The 26,887-nt window shown below is 58.7% G+C and carries 26 protein-coding genes; 19 read left to right on the forward strand and 7 right to left on the reverse strand.

The genetic code is table 11. The features are described from left to right. Positions 1 to 219: 219 nt before the first annotated feature. The 19 genes from ACEW8N_RS19685 (at position 220) to ACEW8N_RS19775 (ending at position 20,244) form a co-directional block, all read left to right on the forward strand. Positions 220 to 846 carry a class I SAM-dependent methyltransferase gene (locus ACEW8N_RS19685; RefSeq protein ID WP_373501572.1) on the forward strand — a complete coding sequence of 209 codons (627 nt, stop codon included), beginning with the start codon at positions 220 to 222 and terminating at the stop codon, positions 844 to 846. A gap of 150 nt (positions 847 to 996) precedes the next feature. After that, a complete protein-coding gene (locus tag ACEW8N_RS19690; protein WP_373501573.1) occupies positions 997 to 2,157 on the forward strand; it encodes an iron-containing alcohol dehydrogenase in 1,161 nt (386 codons plus the stop codon). 17 nt (positions 2,158 to 2,174) lie between these two features. Next, positions 2,175 to 3,377, forward strand: a complete 1,203-nt coding sequence (locus ACEW8N_RS19695) for a histidine kinase dimerization/phospho-acceptor domain-containing protein (RefSeq protein WP_373501574.1) — start codon at positions 2,175 to 2,177, stop codon at positions 3,375 to 3,377. A gap of 43 nt (positions 3,378 to 3,420) precedes the next feature. Beyond that, positions 3,421 to 4,758 carry a sigma-54-dependent transcriptional regulator gene (locus ACEW8N_RS19700; RefSeq protein WP_373501575.1) on the forward strand — a complete coding sequence of 446 codons (1,338 nt, stop codon included), beginning with the start codon at positions 3,421 to 3,423 and terminating at the stop codon, positions 4,756 to 4,758. Positions 4,759 to 5,240: 482 nt separating this feature from the next. Next, positions 5,241 to 6,743, forward strand: a complete 1,503-nt coding sequence (locus tag ACEW8N_RS19705; protein WP_373501576.1) for a DUF362 domain-containing protein — start codon at positions 5,241 to 5,243, stop codon at positions 6,741 to 6,743. A gap of 95 nt (positions 6,744 to 6,838) precedes the next feature. Beyond that, positions 6,839 to 7,771 (forward strand): DUF362 domain-containing protein, encoded by a 933-nt coding sequence (locus ACEW8N_RS19710; RefSeq protein WP_373501577.1) that lies wholly within the window; start codon positions 6,839 to 6,841, stop codon positions 7,769 to 7,771. A gap of 25 nt (positions 7,772 to 7,796) precedes the next feature. Beyond that, positions 7,797 to 8,783 (forward strand): Mrp/NBP35 family ATP-binding protein, encoded by a 987-nt coding sequence (locus ACEW8N_RS19715; protein WP_373501578.1) that lies wholly within the window; start codon positions 7,797 to 7,799, stop codon positions 8,781 to 8,783. A gap of 98 nt (positions 8,784 to 8,881) precedes the next feature. Beyond that, positions 8,882 to 9,208 (forward strand): hypothetical protein, encoded by a 327-nt coding sequence (locus ACEW8N_RS19720; RefSeq protein WP_373501579.1) that lies wholly within the window; start codon positions 8,882 to 8,884, stop codon positions 9,206 to 9,208. Positions 9,209 to 9,218: 10 nt separating this feature from the next. After that, positions 9,219 to 9,581 (forward strand): hypothetical protein, encoded by a 363-nt coding sequence (locus ACEW8N_RS19725; RefSeq protein ID WP_373501580.1) that lies wholly within the window; start codon positions 9,219 to 9,221, stop codon positions 9,579 to 9,581. A 93-nt stretch (positions 9,582 to 9,674) separates the two neighbouring features. Next, a complete protein-coding gene (locus tag ACEW8N_RS19730; RefSeq protein ID WP_373501581.1) occupies positions 9,675 to 10,484 on the forward strand; it encodes a mycofactocin-coupled SDR family oxidoreductase in 810 nt (269 codons plus the stop codon). Between the two features lie 83 nt (positions 10,485 to 10,567). Then, a complete protein-coding gene (gene mftA / locus ACEW8N_RS19735; RefSeq protein ID WP_373501582.1) occupies positions 10,568 to 10,714 on the forward strand; it encodes a variant-type mycofactocin precursor in 147 nt (48 codons plus the stop codon). A gap of 21 nt (positions 10,715 to 10,735) precedes the next feature. Then, positions 10,736 to 11,017, forward strand: coding sequence for a mycofactocin biosynthesis chaperone MftB (mftB, locus tag ACEW8N_RS19740; protein ID WP_373501583.1), 282 nt, complete (start codon positions 10,736 to 10,738; stop codon positions 11,015 to 11,017). Then, positions 10,998 to 12,032 (forward strand): mycofactocin radical SAM maturase, encoded by a 1,035-nt coding sequence (gene mftC / locus ACEW8N_RS19745; protein ID WP_373501584.1) that lies wholly within the window; start codon positions 10,998 to 11,000, stop codon positions 12,030 to 12,032. Before mftB ends, mftC begins: the two co-directional genes overlap by 20 nt. A 12-nt stretch (positions 12,033 to 12,044) precedes the next feature. Then, positions 12,045 to 12,929, forward strand: a complete 885-nt coding sequence (gene larE, locus ACEW8N_RS19750; RefSeq protein ID WP_373501585.1) for an ATP-dependent sacrificial sulfur transferase LarE — start codon at positions 12,045 to 12,047, stop codon at positions 12,927 to 12,929. Further along, the gene (larB, locus tag ACEW8N_RS19755) at positions 12,922 to 13,770 is read left to right on the forward strand and encodes a nickel pincer cofactor biosynthesis protein LarB (RefSeq protein WP_373501586.1); all 849 of its coding nucleotides are present in this window, start codon (positions 12,922 to 12,924) and stop codon (positions 13,768 to 13,770) included. The genes larE and larB overlap by 8 nt, the downstream gene beginning before the upstream one ends. 103 nt (positions 13,771 to 13,873) lie before the next feature. Next, the gene (gene larC / locus ACEW8N_RS19760) at positions 13,874 to 15,094 is read left to right on the forward strand and encodes a nickel pincer cofactor biosynthesis protein LarC (RefSeq protein WP_373501587.1); all 1,221 of its coding nucleotides are present in this window, start codon (positions 13,874 to 13,876) and stop codon (positions 15,092 to 15,094) included. Between the two features lie 114 nt (positions 15,095 to 15,208). After that, positions 15,209 to 16,951: an aldehyde ferredoxin oxidoreductase family protein gene (locus ACEW8N_RS19765; RefSeq protein ID WP_373501588.1), complete on the forward strand. Its 1,743-nt coding sequence runs from the start codon at positions 15,209 to 15,211 to the stop codon at positions 16,949 to 16,951. 131 nt (positions 16,952 to 17,082) lie between these two features. After that, entirely contained in the window at positions 17,083 to 18,246 is a 1,164-nt protein-coding gene (locus tag ACEW8N_RS19770; RefSeq protein WP_373501589.1) for an FIST signal transduction protein, read from the forward strand. 42 nt (positions 18,247 to 18,288) lie between these two features. Beyond that, positions 18,289 to 20,244, forward strand: a complete 1,956-nt coding sequence (locus tag ACEW8N_RS19775; RefSeq protein WP_373501590.1) for a PAS domain S-box protein — start codon at positions 18,289 to 18,291, stop codon at positions 20,242 to 20,244. 37 nt (positions 20,245 to 20,281) lie between these two features. On the opposite strand, the gene ACEW8N_RS19780 is transcribed toward ACEW8N_RS19775, so the two are convergent. The 7 genes from ACEW8N_RS19780 to ACEW8N_RS19810 form a co-directional block, all read right to left on the reverse strand. Beyond that, positions 20,282 to 21,439 (reverse strand): radical SAM protein, encoded by a 1,158-nt coding sequence (locus ACEW8N_RS19780; protein WP_373501591.1) that lies wholly within the window; start codon positions 21,437 to 21,439, stop codon positions 20,282 to 20,284. Positions 21,440 to 21,473: 34 nt separating this feature from the next. After that, positions 21,474 to 21,785: a putative quinol monooxygenase gene (locus ACEW8N_RS19785; protein WP_373501592.1), complete on the reverse strand. Its 312-nt coding sequence runs from the start codon at positions 21,783 to 21,785 to the stop codon at positions 21,474 to 21,476. A gap of 27 nt (positions 21,786 to 21,812) precedes the next feature. Beyond that, positions 21,813 to 22,088, reverse strand: coding sequence for a DUF4242 domain-containing protein (locus ACEW8N_RS19790; RefSeq protein WP_373501593.1), 276 nt, complete (start codon positions 22,086 to 22,088; stop codon positions 21,813 to 21,815). Positions 22,089 to 22,342: 254 nt separating this feature from the next. After that, the gene (locus tag ACEW8N_RS19795) at positions 22,343 to 23,077 is read right to left on the reverse strand and encodes a transporter (protein ID WP_373501594.1); all 735 of its coding nucleotides are present in this window, start codon (positions 23,075 to 23,077) and stop codon (positions 22,343 to 22,345) included. Between the two features lie 65 nt (positions 23,078 to 23,142). Further along, a complete protein-coding gene (locus ACEW8N_RS19800; RefSeq protein ID WP_373501595.1) occupies positions 23,143 to 24,345 on the reverse strand; it encodes a radical SAM protein in 1,203 nt (400 codons plus the stop codon). 116 nt (positions 24,346 to 24,461) lie between these two features. Further along, entirely contained in the window at positions 24,462 to 25,895 is a 1,434-nt protein-coding gene (gene mftF, locus ACEW8N_RS19805; protein WP_373501596.1) for a mycofactocin biosynthesis glycosyltransferase MftF, read from the reverse strand. 67 nt (positions 25,896 to 25,962) lie between these two features. After that, on the reverse strand, positions 25,963 to 26,871 hold the full coding sequence (locus ACEW8N_RS19810; RefSeq protein WP_373501597.1) for a hypothetical protein: 909 nt from the start codon (positions 26,869 to 26,871) through the stop codon (positions 25,963 to 25,965). Positions 26,872 to 26,887 lie beyond the last annotated feature (16 nt).

Here is a 26,887-nt window from a genome sequence, read left to right on the forward strand (position 1 = left end):
AATTGCCCGGCCTGCCTGAACGGGCTGGGCCGCCAGCGGGGCGTAAGGCCTGTCCACCTGGCCGTCGCCCTGGCGGAAGCCCTGGACGGCCGGGGGTGGAAGGACGACGTCGCGGCGCGGCTGGCCGGGGCGGAGCTGATCCGGTTTTAGGGGTGTTGCCGGCCGGTGTTTCAACTGCAGGGGCGAGGCGTGCCCCGCCCTGGAGGTCTGAAAGCCCATATGACGGATTACTACGAAAGCCATTTCCAGGCCTATGCTGCGGAAACCTTTTTCATCGACCCGGAATCCTTTCTGGGGCCGTTTGTCCGGCGGCTTGCCCCCGGTGCCCGGGTTCTGGACGTGGGGTGCGGTTCGGGCCGGGACCTGCTGTGGCTGAAGCAGCGGGGGTTCCGGCCGGTGGGCTTTGAACGGTCCCGCGGCATGGCCGCCTTGGCCAGAGAGGCCTCCGGATGCGAGGTGATCGAGGGGGATTTCGAAACCTACGATTTTTCGGGGGCGTCGGTGGATGCCGTCCTGCTGTCCGGGGCACTGGTCCACATTCCCCGTGAAAACCTGGGGCCGGCCCTGGAAAACATCTCGCGGGCTTTCATCGGCTGCAATCCTTCCGGAGGAGGCCCCGCCGGGGGAGGCCGGCTCTACGCGTCTCTCAAGGAGGGGACGGGCTCCTTCATCGACCGGCGCGGCCGGGCCTTTTACCTGTGGCGCGACGGCGCGCTGAGGGCCTTGTTCGCCCGCCTGGGCATGGAGGTCCGCCACTTTCTGCGAAGCCCCTCGGTCGACAGTACGGGAAGATTCTGGCTGGGGTATGTGCTGGCGCCGGGCGGAGGATCCGGCGTTGAATCCTGATCGGATGATCGCCTAAACTGTTGCCGTACCGGCTGCTTGATGATATCCGTTTGGGACGTCGCATGCGATGATGCCCGGATTTCCGGCCGGGCGGCTCCCGTCATCCGGGGGCGATCCCTGTTCCTGCGAGCCCTCAGAGGATGGAACCCGATGGCATACAGTGTCGACGATCTGCTGAAATTCGATATCCCCGAGATCATCTACGGTCCTGGCGCGTTGTCCGTGATCGGGCGTTGCGCCGCGCGGCTGGGCGGGGAGAAGATCTTCCTGGTCACCGATCCGGGCATTATCCGGGCCGGCTGGGTGGACCAGACCCTCCAATACCTGAAGCGCATGCGGCTTGACTGTGTGGTGTACGACAATGTGGTCGGCAATCCGCGTGATTTTCAGGTCGATCAGGGGGCGAAGCTATACCTTCAGAAAAAATGTGATGTGATTGTGGCGGTGGGCGGCGGCAGCACCATCGACACGGCCAAAGGGATCGGTGTATTGGCCACGAATTACGGGAGCGTCAAGGATTTCGTCGGCTGCAATCTCGTTTCCCAGCCGATTCCGCCGCTGATCTGCGCGCCGACGACGGCCGGGACCGGGGCGGATGTGAGCCAGTTCGCCGTGTTGCTGGACAGCCGGGAAAAAATGAAGATGTGCATCCTGAGCCGGGTCATCATGCCGGATATTTCCATCATCGATCCCACCCTGCTCCAGACCAAATCGCAGGAGCTCATCGCGGCGACAGGCATGGACACCCTGACCCACGCCATCGAGGCCTATGTCTCCTCTTTGTCCTGGCCCATGACGGACCCCCATGCCGTCCATGCCATCGAGCTGGTCAACGAGCATCTGGTAAGGGCCGCGGAAACCAAAGATATTGTTGCCTTGGAGGGGATGGCCGTTGCCTGCCTGGAGGCCGGCATCGCCTTTTCGAACGCCATCCTCGGCGCAGTTCATGCCCTGGCCCATCCGGTGGGCGGGATCTACGACCTGCATCACGGGGTTGTCAATTCCGTCCTGCTGCCGGCGGTGGTTCGCCGCAATCTCGATCATGCCCATGACAAATTCGCCGTCATGGCCAGGGCCCTGGGGGTGAAAACCCGCGGCATGAGCACGGCGGAGGCGGCTTTTCACGTACCCGAAAAAATTGAGGAATTGATCAGCAGGCTGGGGCTTCCCAGGCATCTCGCAGAACTGGGCGTGTCATCCGACGATATCCCGATGATGGCCGAAATGGCCCAGCAGGATATCTGCATGCTGACCAATCCGTGCACCTATTCAACTCGCGATATCGAGGCCATGTACCGCGAGGTCTGGTAGATTCAGGGAGTCGTGATATGGCGGAGAAGAAAACCCCATCCTCACCCGACTTCAAGGGGTTGGGCCATTCCAAGATCGGTTACTTCAAAGAGGTGCGGTCCAAGATAAAGGAGCTCGAAAAACTTAATATTCAGCTCGCCCGGCGGCACAGCCGGCTGGATGCGATTTTCAACAGCATGGTAGACGGCGTCACGATCCTGGACCGGGGGTTGAATATCGCTTTTACCAACCGGGTGCAGAAAGAAATGTTTCCGGAGAGTTCGAAGCCGGAGATGAATTGTCACCAGATCTTCTACCAGAGAGACCGGCGGTGCCCCAATTGCCCGGTCCTGAAAACGCTCGAGACCGGTGAAATGCTTCGCGGGGAGCATATGTTCAAAAAGGGAAGGCTGGCCGGTCGATATTATGAATGGACCACCTCGCCCATCTCGGATGCCTTTGGCAAGGTGGAGGAGATCATCCTGATCATGCGGGATATCACGGAAAGAAAAAAATATGAATTCAAATTGATGCAGACAGATCGGATGGTTTCCGTGGGCTTTTTGGCCACGAGCCTCGCCCATGAAATCAACAATCCCCTGACATCCATTGCCGGCTTTTCCGAGGGGCTGCTCAAGCGCCTGAGGACCAAGGACCTGCTTCAGGACGATAAGATAGTGGCATCCTTCAAGGAATACCTGGAGATTATCAACAGCGAGGCTTACCGGTGCAAGGACATCATCCAGAACCTCCGGGAATTCAGCAGCAGCGCATCCGATGAATACGAACCCATCGAGATTGATCAGATCATCCGGGATACCCTCTCCCTGATCCGCCAGCATGCCAAGGATCACCATATCCGCATTGTCTTCGAGAACCACCTGGCCGCCGGTTTCAATAAAATGATCGGGAAAAGAGGCCAGTTGAAACATCTTTTCCTGAATCTGTTCAAGCAATTGTTCAATGCCATGACCGCAGGCGGGGATCTGTGGGTCGAAGCGCGAAATGATGGGGAAAAAATCGATATCCTGCTGTCTGACCCGGATGGGAGCCTTACCCATGAATTTTCAGGGTGCCCGACCTATCAGGCCCTGGATGGACGTGTCGCAAAAGCCGGGGAAAGAATGGATTTGTCAATCTGTTACAGCATCATCCACCACCATCGGGGCGACATCAGATCCATGCAGGCGAGCGACGGCGGTCGTCTGCTGACGTTCCGTTTTCCGGCCGCATTGACGTGAGGGAGGCGCTGAATATCCAAAAAATGGAAAAGGAAACTGCGTTATGGCGCATGGAAAAATTCTGGCCATCGATGATGAAAAAAACATTCGTCATCTGATTCAGAGCGAATTCACACTGGAAGGGTTTGAGGTCGTAACGGCCGGCAGCGGGGAAGAGGGACTCGAACGCTTTTACCAGCAGAAGTTCGATATCGTCTTTCTGGACCTCAAGCTCCCGAATATGGACGGCATCGAGACCCTGCGGCGATTGAAGCAGAAATCATCGGCCGCGGAAGTCATCATGATTACCGGCCACGGAGAGGTCGAATCGGCGGTGATGTCGCTCAAGCTCGGCGCGAGGGATTATGTCACCAAACCCTTCAAGCTTGACGAACTGGTGACCCTGGCGAAGCATGCCATTCAAGACCGGCGGGCCGCGCAGTGCGAACCCAAAACAACGGCCGGCAGCGTTTGCGCAGGCGACGGCAGGGGCATCCGATGCCCCAGTCCGGCCATGGCAGAGATATACAGGGCCGTGGACCGTATCGCCCCCACCGATGCCACCGTGTTGATTCAGGGAGAAACCGGCGTGGGGAAGGACGTGCTGGCCACCCAGATCCACCAGGGAAGCCCCCGGAAAAAGGCGCCTTTTGTTGTTCTCGACTGCGGCATGCTCAATGAAAACCTGGCCGAGAGCGAGCTGTACGGGCATCGGAAAGGCGCCTTTTCAGGGGCCGATGAACAAAAACGGGGCCTGGTCGAGCAGAGCGACAAAGGCACCCTCTTTCTGGATGAAATCGGGAATATCGACCTCGATCTTCAGAAAAAATTTCTCCGCTTTCTGGAGACCGGCCGGTTTCGGCGCGTCGGGGAAACCAGTGAAATTCAGGTCGATGCGCGCATCATTCTGGCCACCAACGTCGATTTGTGTGACGCAGTGCAAAAAGGTCAACTGCGAAAAGATCTCCTCTACCGGATGGATGTCGTCTCCCTGACGATCCCGCCCCTGCGCCAGCGCCCCGAGGACATTCCCCTGCTCGTCGCCAAAGTGATCGAGGTATACGGCGCAGGGGACAGCAAGATCAGGATGTCTTCCGACGCCCTGGAGATTCTGGCCCGGTACAACTGGCCCGGCAATATCCGGGAGTTGAAATCGGTGATCACCAAAGCCCTGATTTTTGCCGACACAGACGTTATCCTGCCGGACGATCTTCCCCGCCATCTTGCGGCCCATCGAAAAGCGCCAACAAGGCAGCCCAAAACCCTTGAAGAGATGGAAAAAAACCACATCATCGCCGTCCTGGCGGAGACCGAAGGCAATCAGTCCCAGGCGGCCGACATTCTGGGAATCAACCGCAAGACCCTCTACAAGAAAATACACAAGTTCAAGATCTTCTCCTGACCCGGAGCTCCTCCTTGAAAACGACTCCATTCTCCGGCAAGGAAGGGGGCATGTGGTTGGGTGTCCATTTTGGCCCCATCAGCGGATTGCTAAATAAATACAAGCAATAACAATATTTTATATTATAAATTTCGGAATTACCATCACCCGGATCACCTCAGCCCCCATTCACGGCCCATTCTGCGTTTTTTTTCTTCCGCCCGATTTTAGACAATTTCTACCGGGTGGTTTTGCATATATAAAATTGATATTATAAAACAATCTTGAAAATTGGTTTTCGTGCGGTTCCATCGACTGGCGGTATTCAAAGAGGATGGTACGGCATTTGCTGAACTCATTTGGGTACGGTTTGTCTCTAATCTTTCAGCACAGGGGAGGGGGGATGTATTTCAGAGGTCATGGGAGGCCGTCGGCATGCGTCGCGGCATTTGAAGAGGCAGCGAAAAAACCGTTAACACCCAAACTGCGAGGAGGAAGCATCGATGACTGATTACAAATGCGAACCGACCAAATGGACCGAGATGAAGGGGCCGGTCGACGGAGGTCGCGACAACTATCAGGCAAAAAGCTGGAAACCGCCGAAAGAGAAATGGGGGCCGTTTACCGAAAAGGGACCCGGCAAGGTCTGGTTTGCGGAGGCGAACGCTACCAACTGGACCGAATCCATGATCTGCAAGTCAAAGGACCTCTTTTACGAAGCCAAGCTGAACGAATGCTTTGACAAGGGGGACGAGGTCGCCATCAAGATCCACTACGGCGAGTATAACCGGACGGCCGTTCTGCGGCCGGAATATATCGCCGCCATCGTGGAGGAGGTCAAGGCTTGCGGCGGTCATCCCTATGTCGTCAACGACACCACCCTTTCCTACCATACCCACAACAGCATGGCGATTTCCCAGTACCAGATGGAAGGGGCGATTCGCCACGGCTATACCGACGCTACCTTCGGCTGCCCGGTGTTGATCGCGGACGGATATGCCGGTGAGGATGATTACCGGGTCGATCTCCCCGAGGGGCTCATTCTGAAAGAAACCTATGTGGGGCGGGCCATCGCGGAGGCGGATGCCATGATTGTCCTGGCCCATGCCCGCGGGCATTCCATTACCATGTACGGCGGGGTCTTGAAACAACTGGGAATCGGCTGTCAGTCGAAGCGGGGCAAGTACATCACCCATCTGGCCCACTGGGGAGATCCCCACGATGCCATCGGCTGGCCCAAGTTCACGGATAACTGTCCGGGCAAGGCGTGTAAATTTCATCAGATGTGCGATGATTCCTGCCCGAGAAACGCTCACAAGGTGACGGAGCACGGCAAGCAATGGTTCCCTGAAAGGTGCCGGCTGTGCTATTCCTGCCAGGTGACCTGCATCTTCTCCGGCATGACCGGCATCACCTTCGAGGAAAATTACTTCCCCAATGCCATGATCGCCCATGCGGACGCGGCCCTGGGCGCCCTCAAGTGCTTCGAGCGCGGCAAAGTGGGCTATATCAACCACGCCATCGACGTGGTTCCGGAATGCGACTGCTTTCCGTGGGCCGGCCTGGCGGTATGCCCGGATGTGGGCCTTTTTGCCGGCAAGGACATGATTGCCCTTGAAATGGCGACACTGGACGCCATCGACAATATGCCGATCAATCCGGGATCCGTGGCCGCCGAAAAGGGGCTCAAACCAGGCGATGACAAATTCCGCGTGATCAACGGTTTCAGTCCGCGCATCACCATGGCCGCGGGTGAAAAGATCGGTCTGGGGACCCAGAAATATGAACTGATCCATTACGAACCGGTTCTGACCCCGGAAAATGCCGCCAAGTGGCAGGTTCGCGACGGCAGCCATAAACCCACGACCGTCAGGCTGAGGGATACGTTCCATCGGCACGATCTGGCCACGGAGGTCATGCCGTTCAGACGAAAGGAATACAACAAGGAATGGGTGTTCAACGAGTGGAAGAAATATGACCCGTTCAAGGGTGCAAAACCCGAATAAATCGGCACCTCAAGGGGGAGGCCGTTACGGCCCCCCCGGATCCCCAATGCCGAGGCGCGGGAAAACATGAACCCTTATGCAAAAAGGCAACCGATATGAGTGATGTGGTCTGGGTGGACAATCAGCACGTGTCCTTTGACAATACGGTGGAGCACAAGATCCGTCGGCTGGCCGATGCGGCGGCGGCGACCCGCAGGTTGTCCGAGGGCATGCGGGTGGCCTTGAAGGTAAATACATCGGAATCAGGGTATGAATACGGATTGCGCCCGAGTTTTATCCGCACCCTGTCCGATCTGGCTCGGATTGCGACAAAACAGCGGCCCGCCATATGCGACGGCCAGCGATTGGTGGACTACTGGAAGCGTGCGGGGGGCAATGCGTTTTTTGAGATGAGCAACCTTACGGGATACTCGAGCGAAACCCTGGGCGGCCATTTCGTCATCAACGGGGGATTCAGCGGTGATGAAGGGGACCTTTTTCCCTGTGGCGACGATTCCGGGCTGGGCGGGGTGGAGGTGGGAACGGCCGTCTGCCGAAGCGACGCCCTGTGGGTACTCTCGCATGTGACCCTCAACCCGCTGTTCGGTTTAAGCGGCGCCCTCTATAACGGCGGATTCGACTGCCTCTCGGCCCGGGCACGCACCCGGGTGCTCAAGGGGCTGAACCCCTACCTGTTCAACGGGCAGCGACCTTCACCGGAGGAGCTCAGGGCGTTTCGCATCCGGGCGCTGGAAAGCCATATGGCGGTCAGGACCGCCATGGAAGACCGCGTATTTTATGTCAATTTTCTGTGGGATATCACGCCCCAGCCGGAGTATTACCCCTTCAGCGAATCGCCGCTGCTGGCAAATATTGGGTTCATGGCGTCTCATGATCCGGTGGCCCTGGATGCGGCCACCTTTGCCGTTATCAAGGAGAACGCCGCAGTCACGCCCCGGATCGACGAGACGGTTTTCGAGGAGGTTATCGAACACGCCGAGCGGATGGGTGTAGGGATAAAGGGCGAAAGCCTTAACCGTTTGTCATAATATGGAAATAATGGGGGAGGACGGGATGGAGTTGGACCGCAAGGAATTCGTTGACAGGCAAAAACGACAGTTGATGATGGACGGGTCGATTGCCGACGCATTGAAATACGTGAAATACAAGATCGCCATATTGTCCGGCAAGGGCGGGGTGGGGAAAACGGCGGCCACCGTGAACCTGGCGGCCGCGCTGAAAAATATGGGCCTCCGGGTGGGCATTTTTGATGCGGATCTCCACGGCCCGAGCGTTCCCAAGATGCTGGGGATTAAGCAGGAAGCCAAGCTCGACGGCGCATTCTGGCTCAACCCGGTGACCACCCGATCCGGGATCAAGGCGCTTTCGGTGGCCCTTTTCTGGCCGGGGGACATGACCCCGGTCATGTGGCGGGGCCAGACCAAAAGCCGGACCATCCGGCAGCTTTTATCCGCCGCCAAATGGGGCGCGCTCGACTTCCTCCTGGTGGACCTGCCGCCGGGCACGGGGGATGAACCCATCGCCATTCTCAAATCGATCCCCGACCTGGACGGCGTGGTCATCGTGACGACCCCCCAGGAGGTCTCCACGCTGGTCTGCTCCAAGGCGATCAATGCCTCCCGAACCCTGGGCGCCAAAGTGCTCGGCCTGATTGAGAATATGAGTTCCTATACCTGCGGGTGCGGGGATACCGTCTATCTTTTCGGAAAAGACAAAGGGAAACAACTGGCCAAGATGATGGAGATCCCCTTCCTGGGGTCCATCCCCATCGACCCGCTCTTTTCTGAAGCGGCCGACACCGGGGTGCCGGTGGTCGATCTTCACCAGGGAAGTCTCACCGCAAGAGCGTTTGTGGAGATCGCGGAAACGCTGGCAAAACAGCTTCCGCCCAAAGTGGTGGCGGAGGCGCCCCCTGAAGCGGCGAGCGCCCCCTGTCCCGGATCGGGATGTCATCACCCCCATCACCCCCGCCACGGGGATGCGGCGGCTCACAGCCACCATCATCCGCCGGCGGGCATGACCATCATCACGGGCAAGTAACCGGCCGGCATGCCCGGTCGTCAGCAGCACGGGAATTTTCGAATCGGATACCTATCGATTCGTTATTATACGTAAAATTCGTCAAAAGGAGATGAACATTGAACGAACAAAAAATGGGAACCCACTACGTCAGGGAAATCAGCCAGAACTTCAGGGAAATCGCCCAAAAGACCTCGGTGGGGGTACTGAAAGACAAATTGACGGGGTTGGCGGATCAACTGGACCCCCTGGCCACCAAACTCTTCTTCAAAACCCAGAAGGGGAACGAGGATATGCAGAGGGCGGCGGAAGAGCTGGAGGGCATCAAGGATAAACTGGCCGCGGCTCAGGATCCTGCGGAGGCCGAAGCCATGATTGCGCCGCTGGCCGAAAAACTCGAGCAGACCATCAAACACGTCAAGACGATGAAGGTTCGGATGACCTGAGGAGAAGGCAATGGGCTTGAATCCAGCGGATCAGGAGATGGTGAAGGATATCACGCGCATGGGTGTTCGCGCCGGCGTGCTTCTCAGAGGGGTCATGCTTCAGAAGGTGGACGAGGAAACGCTCCGATGGGGGCTGCGGGAGCTGGCTCCCGGCGACATGATGGGCCGGTATATGCCGGTGCTGAGGAATCACCCGGAATATGTGCAGTTGCTCAACATCCTTCATCTGATCTTCAGCCTCGAGGGACAGCTCGATTTTCAGATACAGGAATATGGGTTTGATTCCCTGAAGGATGACCTCCAGGAGATCAATTTCAGCCTCCAGCAGGTCGGCGAACAATTTGACCTTCAGGAATTGGCCCAGACCGTCTGATGATCGTCCGGTAAGGAAGCCGGGGCAATTCCACGGCCGTGCTGTCTCAAAATGGGTAACACAGGTTGTTGACATCAAGAAAGGAGCGGATTTATGAAACTGGAAGGGAAGGTTGCCATTGTCACCGGCGGGGCGCGCGGCAATGGCCTGGCCATTGCCAGGTGTCTGGCAGAAGAGGGCGCGGACATCGCGATTGCCGACATTTGCGAGGATATGAAAACCCTGCCCTACAAGCTGTCCACGCCCGAAATCATGGCGGAAGCGGTGGAGGGAATCCGGGGGATGGGCCGCCAAGCCCTGGGCGTCAAATGCGACGTGCGCAAGGCATCGGATGTTTCCGCCATGGTGGATCAGGTGTTGAAAACCTTCGGCAGAATCGACATCCTCATCAACAATGCCGGCAACACCTCCATGGTGGCTATCGCCGAGATGGCGGAGGAGGTGTGGGATGAGGTCGTCGACACCCACCTGAAAGGCATGTACCAGTGCTGCCACTTTGTGCTTCCCCACATGATCGGCCAGCACAGCGGGAAGGTGGTCAGTATCTCATCCGTGGGCGGTCAGCGCGGGTTCGGCATGGGCGGCCACTATTGCGCCGCGAAACACGGCATCATCGGGCTGAACAAATCCATCGCCATGGAGGTGGCCGATCACAACATCAACGCCAACGTGGTCTGTCCGGGTACCGTGTGGACCCCCATGATGAAAGGAATCGCTGAAAGCTTCGGCATGGGCGACGAAGACGGCAAAGAGCAGTTTTTTGCAGGTCACCTGCTGAAAGATCGCGAACTTACGCCCGAGGATATCGGCCGGGCCGTGCTCTGGCTGTGCACGGAAGACTCGCAGAACATCACCGGCAACGTGATCACCGTGGATCAGGGATGGACGGCGCAGGCGCCTTGAGCATCCCCTCCGGCGGACATTTTTTCAACCCTTAATGCTAACCCGCATCATTTCAACCCTCATCATTGAAGGAGCAAAACATCATGCAGATCAAAGAGAAAGACATCAAGGAAACCCTGGAGCAGAAAAAAGAGACCGATACCCAAAACCAGCAGACCATCGCCCCCCCGTTCCTCGAGGAGATCACCATCGAAGAGCTGGCCGTGGACGGGATTTGCGGGATCTATTAACCCAATATGTCAGGGGAAGCCATGCATCTGGATTCGGTATACCGGCTGGCGGAGGGTGTTCAGGTTCGGAACGAGGTCTTTGGGCTCCTGTTTTACGATTATCGCGGTCCCCGGCTCTATTTCGTGCCGTCAAAGAATCTGATCACCGATGCGTTTTTCGAGGGCAGGCAGCGGGTGGCGGACCTCCTGGACATCCTCTGCGCGGAAATGCCCTGGCCCCGGAAATGGATACAGGATCAGGTGGAGCAGGTACTGGAAAAACTCGAAAGAAAGGGGCTCATCCATGGGCAATCAGTATGTTGAGATGGGCCTCTCGGCGCCCGTCAACGTCACCTGGGAGGTGACGTACGCCTGCAATCTCTCCTGCATCCACTGTTTGTCGGATTCGGGGAAAAAGCGGGCGGCGGAGCTCTCCACCGAAGAATGCCGTCAGGTCATCGATGCCCTGTCCGCCATGAAGGTCTTTCAGTTCAATATCGGGGGCGGAGAGCCCTTCATGCGGCCGGATTTTCTCGATCTCATGGATTACGCCCACGACAGGGGAATGGTCACCTGCATCAGCACCAACGGCACCCTGATCGACCGGGATATCGCGCGAAGACTCGACCACCGGCTGGTATACATCCAGGTCAGCCTGGATGGGGCCTCCCCCGAATCCAATGATCCCATCCGGGGCAGGGGCAGTTTCCAGAAGGTCCTGAATGCCCTGGCATGTCTGCGGGAAAGAAATATCGAGGTCAGCATCAATACCGTCCTGACACGGCTCAGCTTTCCCGAACTGGACCGGATGACCTCGCTGGCGACCGAATACGGCGCCAAGCTTCGGGTCTCCCGGTTCAGGCCGTCGGGGAGAGGCAAGCAGTCCTGGTCGCGGCTGAATGTCACGGGGGAACAGATGCTTGCCTTCTCCGACTGGCTCGGCCGCCACCTGGGGGTCTCCACCGGCGACTCCTTTTTTTCCGTCTCCACCGAAACCAGGCGATCCCTGGGGCTCAATATGTGCGGGGCGTGCAAACTGACCTGCTGCATCTCTCCCGAGGGCGGCGTCTATCCCTGCGCCTTTCTCCAGGAACCCGACTTTCGGGCCGGCGCGGTGCCGGAATCGTCGTTCGGCGATATCTGGCGTCAGTCCCCTGTTTTTCAATCGTTCAGAGGGCTGGAGATCAAATCCTGCGAATCCTGTCATCGGTTCGATCTCTGCCACGGCGGATGCCCCGCCATCGCCTACCATACCCAGCGGAAACTGGGCGTGGCGGATCCCGGATGCCTGGAAAACTGCGTTCGGGTGAAGGCGGCGGGCGCGGGGAACTCCGCATGAAAGAGAAAAGAGATGAACGAGATGCCTGAAGTGTCGGCGGTGGGCCGGGCCGGGCATGAACGCCTGCGGACGATCCTGCGGGAGATGGGACAGGTCCTGGTGGCCTTTTCCGGGGGGGTGGACAGCACCCTGCTCCTGAAAGTCGCAGCCGACGAGCTGGGGGACCGGGTTGTCGCGGTGACGGCCCTGTCGGCGACCACACCGGCGCACGAAAAGCGGGATGCCGTCGAAATCACCCGTGCCATGGGCGTTCGCCATCTGGAGATCGCCTCGCATGAACTCTCGATCCCGGCATTTGTCGAAAATTCCCCGGACAGGTGCTACATCTGCAAAAAAAGCCGTTTCGGAGAACTCGTCGGGCTGGCATTCGAACACGGGATCCCCTGGGTGGTGGATGGTGAAAACGTGGATGACGCGGCCGACTATCGCCCCGGGAGCCGGGCCGCCAGGGAACTGGGGGTTCGCAGTCCCCTGCGGGAGGCCGGCATGACCAAGGGCGAGATTCGCCAATGCTCCCGATGGCTGGGGCTCCCCACCTGGAACAAGCCCGCCTATGCATGCCTCGCATCTCGGATTCCCTACGGGCATTCGATTACGGCCGAAAAATTGGAACAGGTGGATGCGGGGGAGTCCTTCATCCGGGAGCTGGACATTTCATGGCAGGTAAGAATCCGGCACGAGGGAGACACGGCCCGCATCGAGGTCGAGGCCGAAGCCGTTGATCGCTTCATGGACAAGGACATTCGCCGCCGGGTGGCAGCCCGTCTCAGGGCCCTGGGATTTAAATTCGTGGCCCTGGATCTGGAGGGGTATGCCACCGGAAGTCTAAACCGCGTCATTGACGCACCGGCCGGCATGGAACAGAACACACGGGGGGAAGGAGTCGCCAATGGATAACCAGCACCTCATGGAATTGCTGAAACGGGTCCAAAGCGGTCAGACGGATCTGGACGCGGCCATGCAGCAACTGAAGAAGCTTCCGTTTGAAAATCTCGGATACGCCAGGATCGACCATCACCGCTGCCTGCGCACCGGCGTGTCGGAGGTGATCTATTGCGAGGGCAAGACCATTGAACAGACCCAGGGCATCATTCAACGGCTTTTGCGTCATCATGACAACATCCTGGCGACCCGGGCGAGTCGCGAGGTGTACGAGGGCATCCGGGAGGTGACGGAGGACTGCGAATACCACGCCATGGCCCGCATCGTGGTCATCCATCCCAGGGAGGTCGATCGCGTGGGAAATATCGCCGTCGTCACCGCCGGCACCTCGGATATTCCCGTGGCCGAAGAGGCGGCGGTCACCGCGGAAACCCTGGGCAACCGGGTCAATCGCATCTACGATGCCGGGGTGGCCGGCATTCACCGGATCCTGAACGTCCGGGAGGATCTCTTCCAGGCCAACGTCGCAGTGGTGGTGGCGGGCATGGAAGGCGCTTTGACCAGCGTCGTGGGGGGACTGGTATCCTGTCCGGTCATCGGCGTGCCCACCAGCATCGGTTACGGGGCCAGTTTCGGCGGTGTGGCCGCACTGCTCTGCATGCTGAACAGTTGCGCTTCCGGAGTGTCGGTGGTCAATATCGACAACGGGTTCGGCGCGGGCTACCAGGCCAGCCTGATCAACAAGCTCGGCGCAAGGCACCTGGAAAACCGGTCCTCCGGAACGGACGCCGCGAACCATCCGGAAAGAAAAGACGGCACGACCGACGCCAGAATCTCTCTGGTGAAGTCATCCTGAGGCATGGGCTGAAACGCGGCCCCGGTCGAATCCCGGACGGACGCCGTTTCGACGGAAGGGTGACGGATAACGGAACACTTATGGATACGGTTCGGAGGGTCTTTTGAAAATTGCCTACTTTGATTGTTTTGCCGGCGCCAGCGGGGATATGATCCTGGGCGCCCTGCTGGATGCGGGGTTGACCATTGAGCGCCTCCGGGAGGAGATCGCCAAACTGCATTTATCCCATTACGAACTGGATGTGGAAAAGGTGGTCAAGAAAGGGATCGGCGGCAGTCAGGCCCATGTCATCATCGACCAGGACCACCATCACCACCATCACCGCCATCTTTCCCACATCCGGGAGATCATCGGGAAGAGCGATCTGGATGCACCGGTCAAGGAGAAGAGCACGGCAATCTTCATCCGGCTGGCCGAGGCCGAAGCCCGGGTTCACCGATCGAGCGTGGAATCGGTCCACTTTCATGAAGTGGGGGCAATGGACGCCATCATCGACGTGGTGGGCGGCGTCGTCGGGTTGACCGCGCTGGGCATCGACAAGGTCTTCTGTTCGCCCCTTCACGTGGGCAGCGGCACCATCGAATGCGCCCACGGCACCCTGCCGGTGCCGGCGCCGGCCACCCTGGAACTGATCCGGGGGAGACCCGTCTATTCCACGGGCGTGAAGGGCGAACTGCTCACCCCTACCGGCGCGGCCATTCTGACCACGCTGGCATCGGGGTTCGGCCCCATGCCCCCCATGGCCGTGAACCAAATCGGCTACGGGGCCGGCACGGCAGACCCGGGCATTCCCAACCTGCTCCGGGTGGCCATTGGGGAAGCGAGGGACGATACGGGGGATTACGAGGTCGAGCAGACCGTGTTGATCGAAACCAACATCGACGACATGAATCCCCAGCTCTATGATTACCTGATGGGGCTGCTTCTGGGTGAAGGTGCGCTGGATGTCTTTCTCACATCCGTCCAGATGAAGAAGAACCGGCCCGGCACCCTGTTGTCGGTGATCTGCCTGCCGGATTCGGTCGGAAAGTTTTCGGATATCCTTATGAGAGAGACCACCACCATCGGGCTGCGATGGCGGGTGGAAAATCGCATCATGGCCCATAGACAGATCCGACAAATCGATACGGTTCATGGACCCATTCATATTAAGCTGGCCGAGAGCAATGGCCGGATCATCAACCTGACCCCGGAGTATGATGACTGCAAGCGGGCGGCACTCGAGAAGAATATTCCACTCAAAACGGTGATGGACGATGTGCGGTCCGAGGCCATCCGGCAGCTTCAGGGGATGGACGGTTTAACAAAACAGGGTTGTAATTAGGAAATGTAGGGGCAGGCCCCCGTGCCTGCCCCTTGCCGGGAGGAACCGCATGGGGTTGCCCTGCGGAGGCACTACGGCGGCGAGGTTCATGCCAAACCAGGAGGAAAGATCGTTATGGACAAAATTTTAAGAATCAACATGGGGGCCGACGGCGGTCCTGAAATCAAGGAAGATCCACTGGGCGACTATGCCGGCCTCGGGGGCAGGGGGTTGACATCGATGATCGTGGGCAAGGAAGTGCCGCCCTCGTGCCATCCCTTGGGGGAGGACAACAAGCTGGTCATTGCGCCGGGTCTCTTGAGCGGGACCATTGCATCCATGTCCGGGAGAATTTCCGTGGGGTGCAAAAGCCCCCTGACCGGCGGGATCAAAGAATCCAACTCCGGGGGCCAGGGGGCACAGGTCTTGGCGCGGCTGGGGTACGCGGCGATCGTATTGGAGGGCAAACCCAAAGATGACACCCTCTACAAAATCCTCATCAACAAGGACGGGGTAAAGATCGAGGCGGATAACAGCTTGAAGATGCTGGGCAATTATGATCTGGTCGAGAAATTACGGGCGGCATACGGGGAAAAGGTCGCCTGTATTTCCATCGGTCCGGCCGGCGAAATGAAGTTGAGCGCGGCATCGGTGGCGTTTACCGATATGGAACAACGTCCCACGCGCCATGCGGGCCGGGGCGGCGTCGGTGCCGTGATGGGCTCGAAGGGCGTCAAGGCCATCATTCTGGACGACACCGATATGAAGATGCGGCCGGCCAGGGATCCGGAAAAATTCAAGGCGGCCAACAAGGAATTTGTGGCGGGACTGAAAAAGCACCCGGTCACGGGAGAAGGGCTTCCGGCGTTCGGCACCAACGTGCTGACGAATGTCTTGAACGAGGCGGGCGGGTATCCCACCCTCAATTTCAGCAAGGGCCAGTTCGAAGGTGCGGGCAAAATCAGCGGAGAGACCCAGGCGGCCCTGGAAAACAGCCGGGGCGGCGAAGGCTCGGCCACCCATGGCTGCCACCGGGGCTGCGTGATCCGCTGCTCGGGCACCTTTTATGATAAAAACGGCCGCTTCCTGACCAAACAGCCCGAGTACGAAACGGTTTGGGCCCACGGCGGCAACTGCGGCATCGACGATATCGACGCCATCGCCATGATGGACCGCATGGACGATGATTTCGGGGTGGACACCATTGAAATGGGCGCCACCATCGCGGTCGCAATGGAAGCGGGGCTTGCGAAATTCGGCGATGCCCAGGGCGCCATCAATCTTCTCAAGGAGGTCGGCAAAGGGACCCCGCTCGGCCGAATCCTGGGCAACGGTGCCGCGGTGACCGGCAGGGTGTTCGGCGTGGAGAGGGTGCCCGTCGTCAAGGGTCAGGCCATGCCCGCCTATGATCCCAGAGCCGTTCAGGGCATGGGCGTGACCTATGCCACCACCACCATGGGCGCAGATCATACGGCCGGATATGCCGTGGCCACCAATATCCTGGGGGTCGGGGGCAGCGTGGACCCCTTGAAACCCGAGGGGCAGATCGAACTCTCCCGGAACCTCCAGATCGCCACGGCCGCCATCGATTCCACGGGAATGTGCCTCTTCATCGCCTTTGCCGTTCTGGATCAGCCGGAGACCTTCCAGGCCCTCATCGATCTGTTGAATGCATTCTACGGATTGGAGATGACAGGAGACGATGTGGTGGCTCTTGGGAAAAAGATTCTGACAACCGAAAGAGATTTCAACGTGCGGGCCGGGTTCACATCGGAGCACGACCGGCTGCCGGATTTCTTTCACAAAGAAAAATTGCCTCCTCATAACATCACGTTTATGGTAACGGATGAGGAGTTGGACGAGGTTTTCAACTGGTAGCAGGCGTGCGGTTTTGAGGATTGGTGTTTGAGTCAATGGGCGGGGAGTTTCCCGAGAGAACTCCCCGTTTTTTCCTCTGCAGCGTTTCACCAGGCGGCACCCCTGCCACCCCCTGACCCCCGGATGCGCCCATGGTCAAAGCCGAAACAATTCTATTGAAAGATCCATTTTCCCGGAAGACGGGAAGACGAATGGGCGCGGGCCTGGTCGAAAAACTGGGGATGGCCCCCGATGCCTGCTGGCTGTTCTGCTCTCCGGAAAACGGTCTGGAATCGCTGGCCAAAGGCGTTTATGAAGCCGTCGGAACCCGATTGCTCATCGGATGCACCACCGCCGGCGAAATCTCCACCGCCGGTTTCACCAACGGATCGGCCGTTCTGGGCGGTGTCGCGTCGGATCAGATCGGCTTCGAAGTGGTCTCCGTCACTGACATCGGCCGAGACAGCGAGCAAGCCGGCAGGGATCTGGCAACGGCTTTCTCCGATTCGGTCCGCTACGTTCAGCTCTTTTCCGACGGCATCACCGGAGACGGCAGCGCGATTTTGCGGGGGATGGCGTCTGCATTCGGGAAAAACATCCCCGTTGGGGGCGGGACGTCCGGAGATGCCGGGAAATTCTTGAAAACCTGGCAATTCGCCGGCGACCGCGTCCTCTCCGACGCGGCCGTGGCCATCGGCTTCACCGGTGATTTCAAGCTGGGCACCGGTGTGCGGAGCGGATGGTCGCCGATCGGCCTGCCCAAGAAGGTGACCCGCGCCGTCGGCAACATCCTCTATGAACTGAACGGCGAATCGGCCCTGAATGTGTACGAGCGGTTTCTGGGCAAGCATGCGGAAAAACTGCCGGCCGTAGGTGTGGAGTACCCTTTGGGGCTCATCGGCCAGTTCGAGGATCTTGACGGAAACGGCCAACTGCTGATGCGGGCGACCATGTCGGTGGACCGGGAGGAACGGTCGATCCATTTCGCGGGGGAAATCCCTGAGGGCACAATGGTCTATCTTACTTGCGGGGACAGAACCTCTCTTTTGGATGCCACGGAAACGGCCGTCCGGTCCGCCATCCAGGACCTGGGGCATACCACAAGGCCGTCCCTGGTCTTTTTCTACTCCTGCATGGCCCGGAGGGCCCTTCTGGGGCTGCGAACGAAAGAAGAGGTCGATCGGGTTCGATCCCAGTTCAGCCCGGAGGTGCCCCTACTGGGGTTCTATACCTATGGGGAATACTGTCGTATCAAGCCGGGCGGCCCCAGCCTCCTGCACAACGAAACCGCAACCCTGTCCGTGATCGGGGTCTGACGCGTGCGTGCCAACCGGTCCCTGCTGAAGAGGATATCCGATTTGCAGGAACTGATCGAGGTCTCCGAGCGAAAAGCCGACATCCTCACGAACCTGCTCAAAGAGGCCGGTGCGGAATACGAGCAGACCCTCAAAAAGATCCAGGTATCCGAGGCGAACTTTCGGACCATTTTTGAAAACGCGCCCGAGGCCATCTACATCATCGATATCGATACCCGCCGGATCCTCGACTGCAATCCCTTTATCCAGAAATGGCTTGGCTACACCCGGGAAGAACTCCTGACCATGCGGCTGGAGGAGATTCTTGCGCCGGGGGCCGAAAATGTCCATGAAAACATTCAAAAAGCCGTCGAGGAGGGACTGGTTTACGTTCAGGAGCGCCGATTTCAGAAGAAGGACGAGGCCATTGTCGATGCCGAAGTGACGGGCACGATTGTGGACTATGAGGGTAAAAACTGTTTCGTGGCCCTGATCCGGGATGTCACCGAGCGGAAACAGATCGAAGCCCTGTCCCGCTATAAGGAACTTTTCGAGAGCGTCAGCGACGTGGTGTTCATCAATGACGCGCTGGGCAGGTTTCTGGAGGTCAATGACGTGGCCTGTCATTGCCTGGGATATTCGAGAGATGAGTTTCTGAAGCTCACGTTGAAGGACCTGACCTGCCCCGAGTATCACGGCGTCCTGTGGGAAATGGGCCGCCAGATCAGCAAAGACCGGGCGTATCAGTTTGAAATCAGCATGGTGAGCCACAAAGGCTTGCCGATCCCCTTCGAATTCCAGGGGCGTATCATCTCATACCGGAATAGAACGGCCTTTTTAAGCGTCGCCCGGGACATGAGTGTGCGGAAAAAACTCCAGGAAACCCTGATCCGGACGGAGCGCCTTTCCGCTGTCGGCGAAATGGCCAGCGGCGTAGCCCATAATTTCAACAACCTGCTTCAAATGATCATGGCCGGCGCCGAAGCCGCCAGGACCAAACTTGAGTCCGGCAGGATCCTGGACTGCCGGGAGGCCATTCAGAACATCATCAACGCCTCCCACAGGGGGGCTGACGTGGTTCGACGCATCAAGGATTTTACCCTGGTAACGCCCGATGGGATCGATGAGGGCGCTGTGTTCGATCTGGAAGCATTGGTTGCGGAATCCATCGAACTGACCCAGCCCCTGTGGAAACCCCCGTCTTCCCCGCGCAGGTATCGCCTCAATTTTCTCAAGAAGGGCGATTGCCACATCAAGGGAAAATCCTCCGAGATTTATGAGGTGCTGGTCAATCTGATTAAAAACGCGCTTGAGGCAATGCCCCGGGGCGGCATGCTGACCCTGTCGACCTACGCGATGGGGGGCGCCGTTTTTTTGAGGGTATCGGATACCGGCCAGGGAATACCGCAAGAACAGTTCCAGCGGATTTTTGAACCTTTTTTCACCACCAAGGGCACCCAGAGCAGCGGGCTGGGCCTGTCATCGTGCTACGGTATCGTAAAAAAACACCAAGGAGAGATTCAGGTCGACAGCTTCCCCGGACAAGGAACTGAGTTTATACTAAAATTTCCGAAAGCCCAGATGATTGGGGCGCCGGAAGCGGAGGCTATGCGCCCCATCGAAAAACAGACCGCCATTCGATTTCTGTTGATCGACGACGAAATCAACATCCTCAAGGCGGTGGAGATGTATTTCGAAGACTCCGAAATCGCCATCTCCACGGCCAATACGGCCCAGGAAGGGCTCGCGGCCATCCAGTCCGATCCGTTCGATGTGATTCTGTGCGATCTGGGTATGGATGACATGAACGGACTGGAGGTGGGAAAATGGGTGGTCGAATACTGCCGAAGCCGGGGAATCCCCAAGATCCCGCTGCTGCTCTATACCGGCCTGGACAAAAAGCTCGATAGCGTCAGGCTCAAGGAGGCGGGCGTTGACCGCGTTGTCAACAAACCCACCTCCTGCAGGGACCTGCTTTACATCATCCGGGAAATGGTCGCGCTCCGCAGGTCGTCATGATCCGCCGCCCCGAGACGGCCTGAACCCGCATATGATCCTATTCTTCGGCACGACGCCTGCGGTAAACCGTTTTTCGAAGCCGGCACCGGTCTTCGACGGAGAAGAAATCCCCGTGGGCCGAATAGGCGCGGCCCATGCAGCCGGCGCCGCACCTTGCATAATCCGGGCAGACCTTGCAGGCGGCCAGCCGGGTGAGGCGGGATCCGCTGATCTGCTGCAGCCTCGACCATGACGCGATCTTTTCGGAGATGGCGGCGGTGACGGGGCGGTTATAAACCTCCGTGGCCGCGAAGTCGTCCGCATGGAGCATGACGCAAGGGTGGAGGCGCCCCTCCGCGGTGACGTAGGGCGTTTCGATGAAGGTGCAGCAGGTGCCAGCGGCCCGGGCGGTTCCCAGGAACCATTCCAGCGCGGCGATGTTGCCGATGGCGTCATACCGGTCTCTGAAGGTCCTGTCGCGCTGGTAGCGCGACACCAGCGCCGCATACTGGGCCGGGGTGGGCGGTTCCGGACCGCCCGGCGCAGCGGCCCGGCCCCTGGAAACCAGGGTGCCCGTGACGAACCGGCCGATGCCCATGTCGCCCGCAAGCTTCAGGAGGTCGGGGATGTCCTCCAAATTATGCCGCATCTCCGTAAAGGTGATGCAGATCCGGGGGGCCATCCCGCTTTTTTCCAGCAGGCGCAGCCCCGCCAGGGTCCGGTCGAAGCTTCCCGGCCCTCTCACCCAATCGTGATACGCCGCCGTCGCCCCTTCAAGGCTCGTCTGGATGAAGAGCCCCCGATCCTTCAAGGACAGGAGAGCCTCCACATGCGCCGGGGTGATCAGGATGGCGTTGGTCTGGAGACGGACCTCCCTGATCCCCGGCCGGGTGCAGGCATAGGAGAGCATCTCGAACCAGTCGGGGTGGGTCAGGGGCTCGCCGCCGGTGATGACGAGCTTTTCGGCGCCCAGTGCCGAAAAGCCGTCCATCAGCCGCAGCACCCGGTTTTTCGGCACCACCGGCGCATTCTCGTCGGGGCCGCTGTCGGGCCAGCAATGACGGCAGCTCAGGTTGCACCGGTTGGTGACGGCAAGGGTCACCGACCGGGGCGGTTTCAGCCCGACCTCGGCCAGACGCCGGATAACATCCGCCGCTGTCGGCGTCACCCTGTCAGATCGTGCCGTATCGATGGGGTCCCTTCGGGTGCGATGCATTCATGTTGTTCACCCCCGCGCCGGCGAAAGAGGGTCATTTCGACGGCTCGCTGATCATCTGCCACAGCGCGATATCCACCGGCGCCCTCAACATGCCGTCGGCTTTTCCCAGAAAGTCCTTCAGGTACGGCATGGCCAGATGCTCATCCAGTACTTTTTTGCTGACCCAGTTTTCATAAAGCATGAAAATGGACGGATCCTCGGTGGATTGGTGCAGGTCATAGTTGATGCACCCGGATTCTGCCCGGGTCGGCGGGATCAATGCCTGAATTGCCTCCCTGACCGTCTCTTCCATACCCGCCTTTGCCTTGAATGTCGCGACCACGGTGACTTTGCCATGAGCCATGAGTGACCTCCTTGGGTTGACGCCGGTTTATCCTTCCGCGCTCGTCGGATCGATCATTCGTCTGACTTCCGAGATCTTGTTTGCCGGAAAGCCGCCTTCCTCGGCGTGCTTTTCGATTAATTCCCGGTTGGGGGCAATGTAGACGCAATAGATTTTATCATCGGTGACAAAGCTTTCCACCCACTGAATCTGAGGCCCCAATCCACTCAGCACCTGGCATGATTTTTGTGAAATTCCCAAAATCTGATCGTCTCCAAGATCGCCTGCACCCGGTAATTCGCGTTCGATGATGTACTTTGGCATAGGATCGCTCCTTGTAAAAGTGGTTTAAGATAGTTTAGTTGGGATACAAAGGGGTTGTCCACCTATTTCCGCCAAAAAAATCGGCAAGGTTTCAGGAAGTCGCATCAGGTCAGAAGAAAAATGCCAGACGTCCCCCGATGGTGCTTGTTTTCAATCCATTTTCAACCTCCAGGTCCTGTTTGTATTTGAAGAGGAGCTGGCAGGAAGGCGAGAGCATGAAACCCAGGGTGCATCCGGCTGAATGATCGTTTTCTTCATTTTCCTGATCGATTCCGTCCGCATTTGTTTCCCCCCCCGTAGTGATAAAAGTAATCCGCGGAGAGAAAAAAGGATGGGTTGAAGTCGTAGCTCAGATGCCCTTCCAGGATGTATAAGGGGTCCTGTTCGAGCGTCAGGCCGGCGGGTGTGTAGTCGTCGTTATCGGTGTAAAATTCCACATTGGCGGCGAGATCAAGAATAACATTCCCAAAGCCTTTGACAAACCCCAGTTCTGTTTTGAAAGCGTACCGGTTTGCTCCCAGATTGATTCCCTTATTGTTGTCATATTCCCCGATGGGCAAGGTGATAAACGGGGTAAAGCCCAACCAGGTTTTCGATTCCGGATCGTTAAGAAACCAGAGGGTCGCTGCCAATATCGGGTCGGCAAGTCCGGATGATTGGATCTCAACCCCTCCCACGGCCTCTCCGTCCAGGGATTGCGCACCGAAAGGAATGATCGCCTGGGGGTCTATGGTAAACGGGCCGATTTTTGTATAGTAAACCGGCCGGATAACCCCGATGTTGGCGTTAAGATTCGCATCGCCGCTGATTTTATCCCCTTGTTGATACAAATCCGTTGCGCTGGTATAGTTGTAGTAGAGCGCCATCAGCATGGTGCCCGGCGGCAGCGGTATGTAGTCCCGGACATCGTTGTCTGCGAATACCGATGTGGGCAAAACCAGTAGAACTAAACTGCAGCATACCCCGATACTTTTCAACAAGCGTTTCATCGCGCCCTCCAGATTCGTTGATGCCTTGAAAATTTATTTTAATTGTCTCTTGCCGAGGCCCTCAGTTAGTAAGAATCTTCCCTCCTTTCAGGTTTCGATGAATTGTGAAAACACGCAGCCCCCTGCGTAAAGTATTTATCGAGGCCCATGTGATGGTGCATGTGGAGAAACCGTTTTCTGCCCATCTTCGGCAGCAGGGAGAGATACGTCCACCCTTCACAGGGCAGGCTGTATCGTTCGAGCCCCGGTTCGGTGCAATGGCGGCATTCCGGAAAACGGCCGGCCTGGCGGCGGATTCGGACGGCCGCGTCCGATGCCAGCAGGGTTTCAACAGGGGTTTCCGCCACGTTTCCCGGGCTGGCATCGATCATCGGGCAGGGAAAGAGAGCCCCATGGCTCCGGATAAAGAAATAATTGAATCCGCAGGAACAGGCTTTTTTCATTTGTCCGGTTTGAAAGTACCGGACGAGGCACTCTTCGTGAAACGACCACCGGGATGCCTGTTTCTGAAAGAACCGGGTCATCTCCTGAACCTGCTCCGGGGTGAACGCCAGATCCTCCGCCCGGTCGGGGTTCAGGTACCTGCCTCGGGTAATGATGCAGGGAGAAATGATTGTGAAAAGATCGTTTTTTTTCGCATACCGGACGATGGCGTCGAGCTGCCCGACGGTTATCGGCAATACGGTGGTTTTCAGGCCGATGATCAGGTTTGAAAATTCCGCCCGCAGACGCTTGAGCCCTTGAATGGTCTGGTCGACCCGGCGCCAGCCTCCCGGAACATTTCTGACGCCATCATGGACATCCCCCACGGCGTCCATGGCGCAGACCATGACCAGGTCCACGTCGGCGCACCGGGCTTCAAACAGAATTTTTCGGCTTTCTTCCAGGACCCGGCGGGTCAGGAATCCGTTGGTGGTGACGGCGATGGACCTGAGGGAGGCCAGACGGCTCTTTTTCAATTCGCAGACCGATGTCAGCAGGTCGGACAGATCCTTTCGCAGAAACGGCTCCCCGCCGGTAATGTCCAACTCCACCAGATCGCTGAACAGATCGCGCGAGAGCAGCGCCAGCCAATCCTGGGCGGAGAGCGACGGGGTATCCCGGGGGATCCGCCAGATATTGCACATGATGCATCTGGCGATGCATTGGTGGGTGACCTCGATGCTGACGGCCGAGGGTTTTTGGACTTTTCCGGATGCCCTCAGGCAGCGGAAACGGATGCCGTTCGTGATCAGTCGTCCCGCCAGCGTTATCAGGGAATCCGGCAATAGGGTGCCTCTCGAAGGTCAGCCTCGGGGGGCTGCCCGTACGGTTTATCTACCACGGGTGGTTGCTCCTGCGTTCAGGGTTGGTTGCCGGCGGCAGGGCATGGCCGTTTGTGCCGTCATGAGACCCGTTTGTGAACGATCCTCGGGAGTACCGGGCTGAAATTGACCCGGTGAATGCACTCCCACCATACGCCGGATTGATAGGATGCCTGTTCCAGCGTGAAAAAGAACAAAAAGGAAAAGGGGTTCAAGCGCGGTTTCCGGACCGCGTATTCCACCATGCCTGCGGTCAGGTGCATTCCGGCCATGACGGCGGCGGCCTGCGGGGAAATCAGGGTGACCGCGGGCAGGGCGACCAGATAGTAGCGGGATATAAAACCGCAGCAGTGATGGACGAAGGCGAGGTATCCGCGGACGACGGCCGTGAAGGTCTGACGTCTTGTCACGGGGATCTGCCGAATTTTCAGCCTGCCGTGTTTTCTAATGCCGTCGGCAAGGAGCAGGATCGCGCCCGGAAAAAGGGGCAGGGCGGTTTTCAGAACCACCGACAATAAGAGGAAGAGCCAGAAGAGGGATTCGGGCCAGGGCATATACAGGGTTTTCACCCGGCCGGCGTGGATTTGCTGAAGTACGGGTTCAGAGGTTCCGTAATCGAACCGCCGGGCGCAAAAAGCCGCAAGTCGGTTTCGATGTCTGTGAGACACCTTTCCCATGGGCCGATATTCCAGAACATGGCCCGCATCCTGCAGTCGCCAGCAGAAATCGACGTCCTCCCCCACATGAAGGTCCTCCCGGAAGCCGCCCAGGCTCAGGAAATCCGTCCTTCTCACCAGGAAATTGCAGGTGGGGACATAAAAGAACCGTTCGGCCGGTTCGGACCGCTTGAACCAGGACCCGATGTTCAGGGCCGATTTGACTTTTTCATACCGGTCCAGCCCGTTCTCTTCCGAGGCGGCATCGACCCAGCCGCCAAGGGCGCCGAGGGCGGGGTCCCGAAACGCGGGCACCAATTCCCTGAGCCAGGTGGCATCGGCCAGGCAGTCCGAATCGATGAAGGCCAGGATGTCGCCCCGGGCGGCTTCGGCGGCCCGGTTTCGGCAAAAAGAGGCCTGGCGGTGCTGCTGCATCCGGAGCAGGCGGACCTTTGGAAATCGGGCCACCGCCTCGGGGGTGTCGTCTTCGGAGGCATCGTCTGCCACGAGGATCTCCAGCTTTTCGGCCGGATAATCGAGGCGGGCCAGGGAGGCGAGGCAGTCGGTGATCTCCGCCGGACGGTTTCTGACCGGGATGATGACGGAGACCGCGGGGCAGTCGGCGTCATCGAGCCGGGCGAATCCATCCTGGGCGACGTACCCCTTCTGAATCAGGGTGTTGAGGAAACGTTCGATCTGGTCGGGCGGAATATGGGGAACCGCTTCTGTGATCTGTCCCAGCGGCACCCACGCATCATCATCATGAATATCATCCATATCATCAGGGCACAGACAGGCCAGCAACGGATGCCAGAAGTCATGGACGAACACCGCCCGCAGCGGAAAAAGCAGCACCATCGCAACCTTTCCGTCCGGGAGGCGGCGGCATAGTGCCCGGGGCCTCAGCCGAAAGGCCAAGGGGCGGTTAATGGGCTGCACCGTTCGCCCCGAGGAAGCCGTTGGCTTTCAGAAAGGCGATGATCCCCTCGACCTGCGATTCGGGGTTTCCGGTCAGCATCTCTCCTTTTTTCTCGACCCGGCTGCCGGTGAGAAGCCGCATGACCCGTTCATAGGCCTGCAGGCGGCTGTCCGGTGCGGGGACGATTTTCGGGCGGGGGCGCGGTTGAAACCGCCGGGTGCAGACGACCTTGGGAGCGACGACGTCTTCGCCCAACGCCAGTTGGCGGGGGATATAGGTCCCGGCCCATTGCCGCCCGGCAAACCTGGGGAGCCTGAGATCCGGACCCAGATCCACACTGAGGACGGCCGGCAGGCGGCATTCGATGATCTCCCGGACCCCCCGGCCGGCGCTTCGCTGCACCTGCAGGGCGCCGCCGGAGGGGTCCATCTGAAGATCGGTGATCGCCGATACATAGGGCCGGTCAAGGCGATGCGCCAGGAGCGCGCCGACCTGACCGCTGCCCTTATCGAGAGACGCTTTGCCGCAGAGTACCAGGTCCCCCCGGATGTTGTTTGCGGCTCGGGCCAGGAGATCCGATTTGACCCACGGGTCGGGCTGATCGAGGGGATCGGACGCGGGGGAATGCTCCCCTGACGCGCACGGCCCGTTGGCAGGGATGTGATACAGATCGTCGGCGCCCGCGGCCATGCACCGCCTGAGCGCGTCTTCGGCGATCATGGGCCCCAGGGTGAGGAGCACGACGGTGGTGTTCTCGTGCCGGTCTTTCAGCCGAAGCGCCAGCTCCAGGGCCGCCTCATCGTGGGGGTTGACCCGGTAGACGCCGTCTTCGGGGCAGATGTAATGGGATTCGGGCGATGTTCCCGTTCTCGCGTAGGTATGTCGAATTTGCTTGGCACAGACGATGATCTTCATTTCATCCTCGTTTGGT

It is taken from the genome of Desulfococcus sp. (assembly GCF_041737845.1).
Taxonomy (GTDB): Bacteria; Desulfobacterota; Desulfobacteria; order Desulfobacterales; family Desulfococcaceae; genus Desulfococcus.

What these genes read in the sequence shown, in the direction of transcription:
- ACEW8N_RS19780 (WP_373501591.1), bottom strand. Translation starts at nt 21,439, where the DNA reads ATGCATCGCACCCGAAGGGACCCCATCGATACGGCACGATCTGACAGG.
- ACEW8N_RS19715 (WP_373501578.1), top strand. Translation starts at nt 7,797, where the DNA reads ATGGAGTTGGACCGCAAGGAATTCGTTGACAGGCAAAAACGACAGTTG.
- ACEW8N_RS19725 (WP_373501580.1), top strand. Translation starts at nt 9,219, where the DNA reads ATGGGCTTGAATCCAGCGGATCAGGAGATGGTGAAGGATATCACGCGC.
- ACEW8N_RS19795 (WP_373501594.1), bottom strand. Translation starts at nt 23,077, where the DNA reads ATGAAACGCTTGTTGAAAAGTATCGGGGTATGCTGCAGTTTAGTTCTA.
- larE (WP_373501585.1), top strand. Translation starts at nt 12,045, where the DNA reads ATGAACGAGATGCCTGAAGTGTCGGCGGTGGGCCGGGCCGGGCATGAA.
- ACEW8N_RS19790 (WP_373501593.1), bottom strand. Translation starts at nt 22,088, where the DNA reads ATGCCAAAGTACATCATCGAACGCGAATTACCGGGTGCAGGCGATCTT.
- mftC (WP_373501584.1), top strand. Translation starts at nt 10,998, where the DNA reads ATGGGCAATCAGTATGTTGAGATGGGCCTCTCGGCGCCCGTCAACGTC.
- mftB (WP_373501583.1), top strand. Translation starts at nt 10,736, where the DNA reads ATGCATCTGGATTCGGTATACCGGCTGGCGGAGGGTGTTCAGGTTCGG.
- ACEW8N_RS19765 (WP_373501588.1), top strand. Translation starts at nt 15,209, where the DNA reads ATGGACAAAATTTTAAGAATCAACATGGGGGCCGACGGCGGTCCTGAA.
- mftA (WP_373501582.1), top strand. Translation starts at nt 10,568, where the DNA reads ATGCAGATCAAAGAGAAAGACATCAAGGAAACCCTGGAGCAGAAAAAA.
- larB (WP_373501586.1), top strand. Translation starts at nt 12,922, where the DNA reads ATGGATAACCAGCACCTCATGGAATTGCTGAAACGGGTCCAAAGCGGT.
- ACEW8N_RS19730 (WP_373501581.1), top strand. Translation starts at nt 9,675, where the DNA reads ATGAAACTGGAAGGGAAGGTTGCCATTGTCACCGGCGGGGCGCGCGGC.
- ACEW8N_RS19685 (WP_373501572.1), top strand. Translation starts at nt 220, where the DNA reads ATGACGGATTACTACGAAAGCCATTTCCAGGCCTATGCTGCGGAAACC.
- ACEW8N_RS19770 (WP_373501589.1), top strand. Translation starts at nt 17,083, where the DNA reads ATGGTCAAAGCCGAAACAATTCTATTGAAAGATCCATTTTCCCGGAAG.
- ACEW8N_RS19705 (WP_373501576.1), top strand. Translation starts at nt 5,241, where the DNA reads ATGACTGATTACAAATGCGAACCGACCAAATGGACCGAGATGAAGGGG.
- ACEW8N_RS19785 (WP_373501592.1), bottom strand. Translation starts at nt 21,785, where the DNA reads ATGGCTCATGGCAAAGTCACCGTGGTCGCGACATTCAAGGCAAAGGCG.
- mftF (WP_373501596.1), bottom strand. Translation starts at nt 25,895, where the DNA reads ATGGTGCTGCTTTTTCCGCTGCGGGCGGTGTTCGTCCATGACTTCTGG.
- ACEW8N_RS19710 (WP_373501577.1), top strand. Translation starts at nt 6,839, where the DNA reads ATGAGTGATGTGGTCTGGGTGGACAATCAGCACGTGTCCTTTGACAAT.
- ACEW8N_RS19695 (WP_373501574.1), top strand. Translation starts at nt 2,175, where the DNA reads ATGGCGGAGAAGAAAACCCCATCCTCACCCGACTTCAAGGGGTTGGGC.
- ACEW8N_RS19700 (WP_373501575.1), top strand. Translation starts at nt 3,421, where the DNA reads ATGGCGCATGGAAAAATTCTGGCCATCGATGATGAAAAAAACATTCGT.
- ACEW8N_RS19690 (WP_373501573.1), top strand. Translation starts at nt 997, where the DNA reads ATGGCATACAGTGTCGACGATCTGCTGAAATTCGATATCCCCGAGATC.
- ACEW8N_RS19810 (WP_373501597.1), bottom strand. Translation starts at nt 26,871, where the DNA reads ATGAAGATCATCGTCTGTGCCAAGCAAATTCGACATACCTACGCGAGA.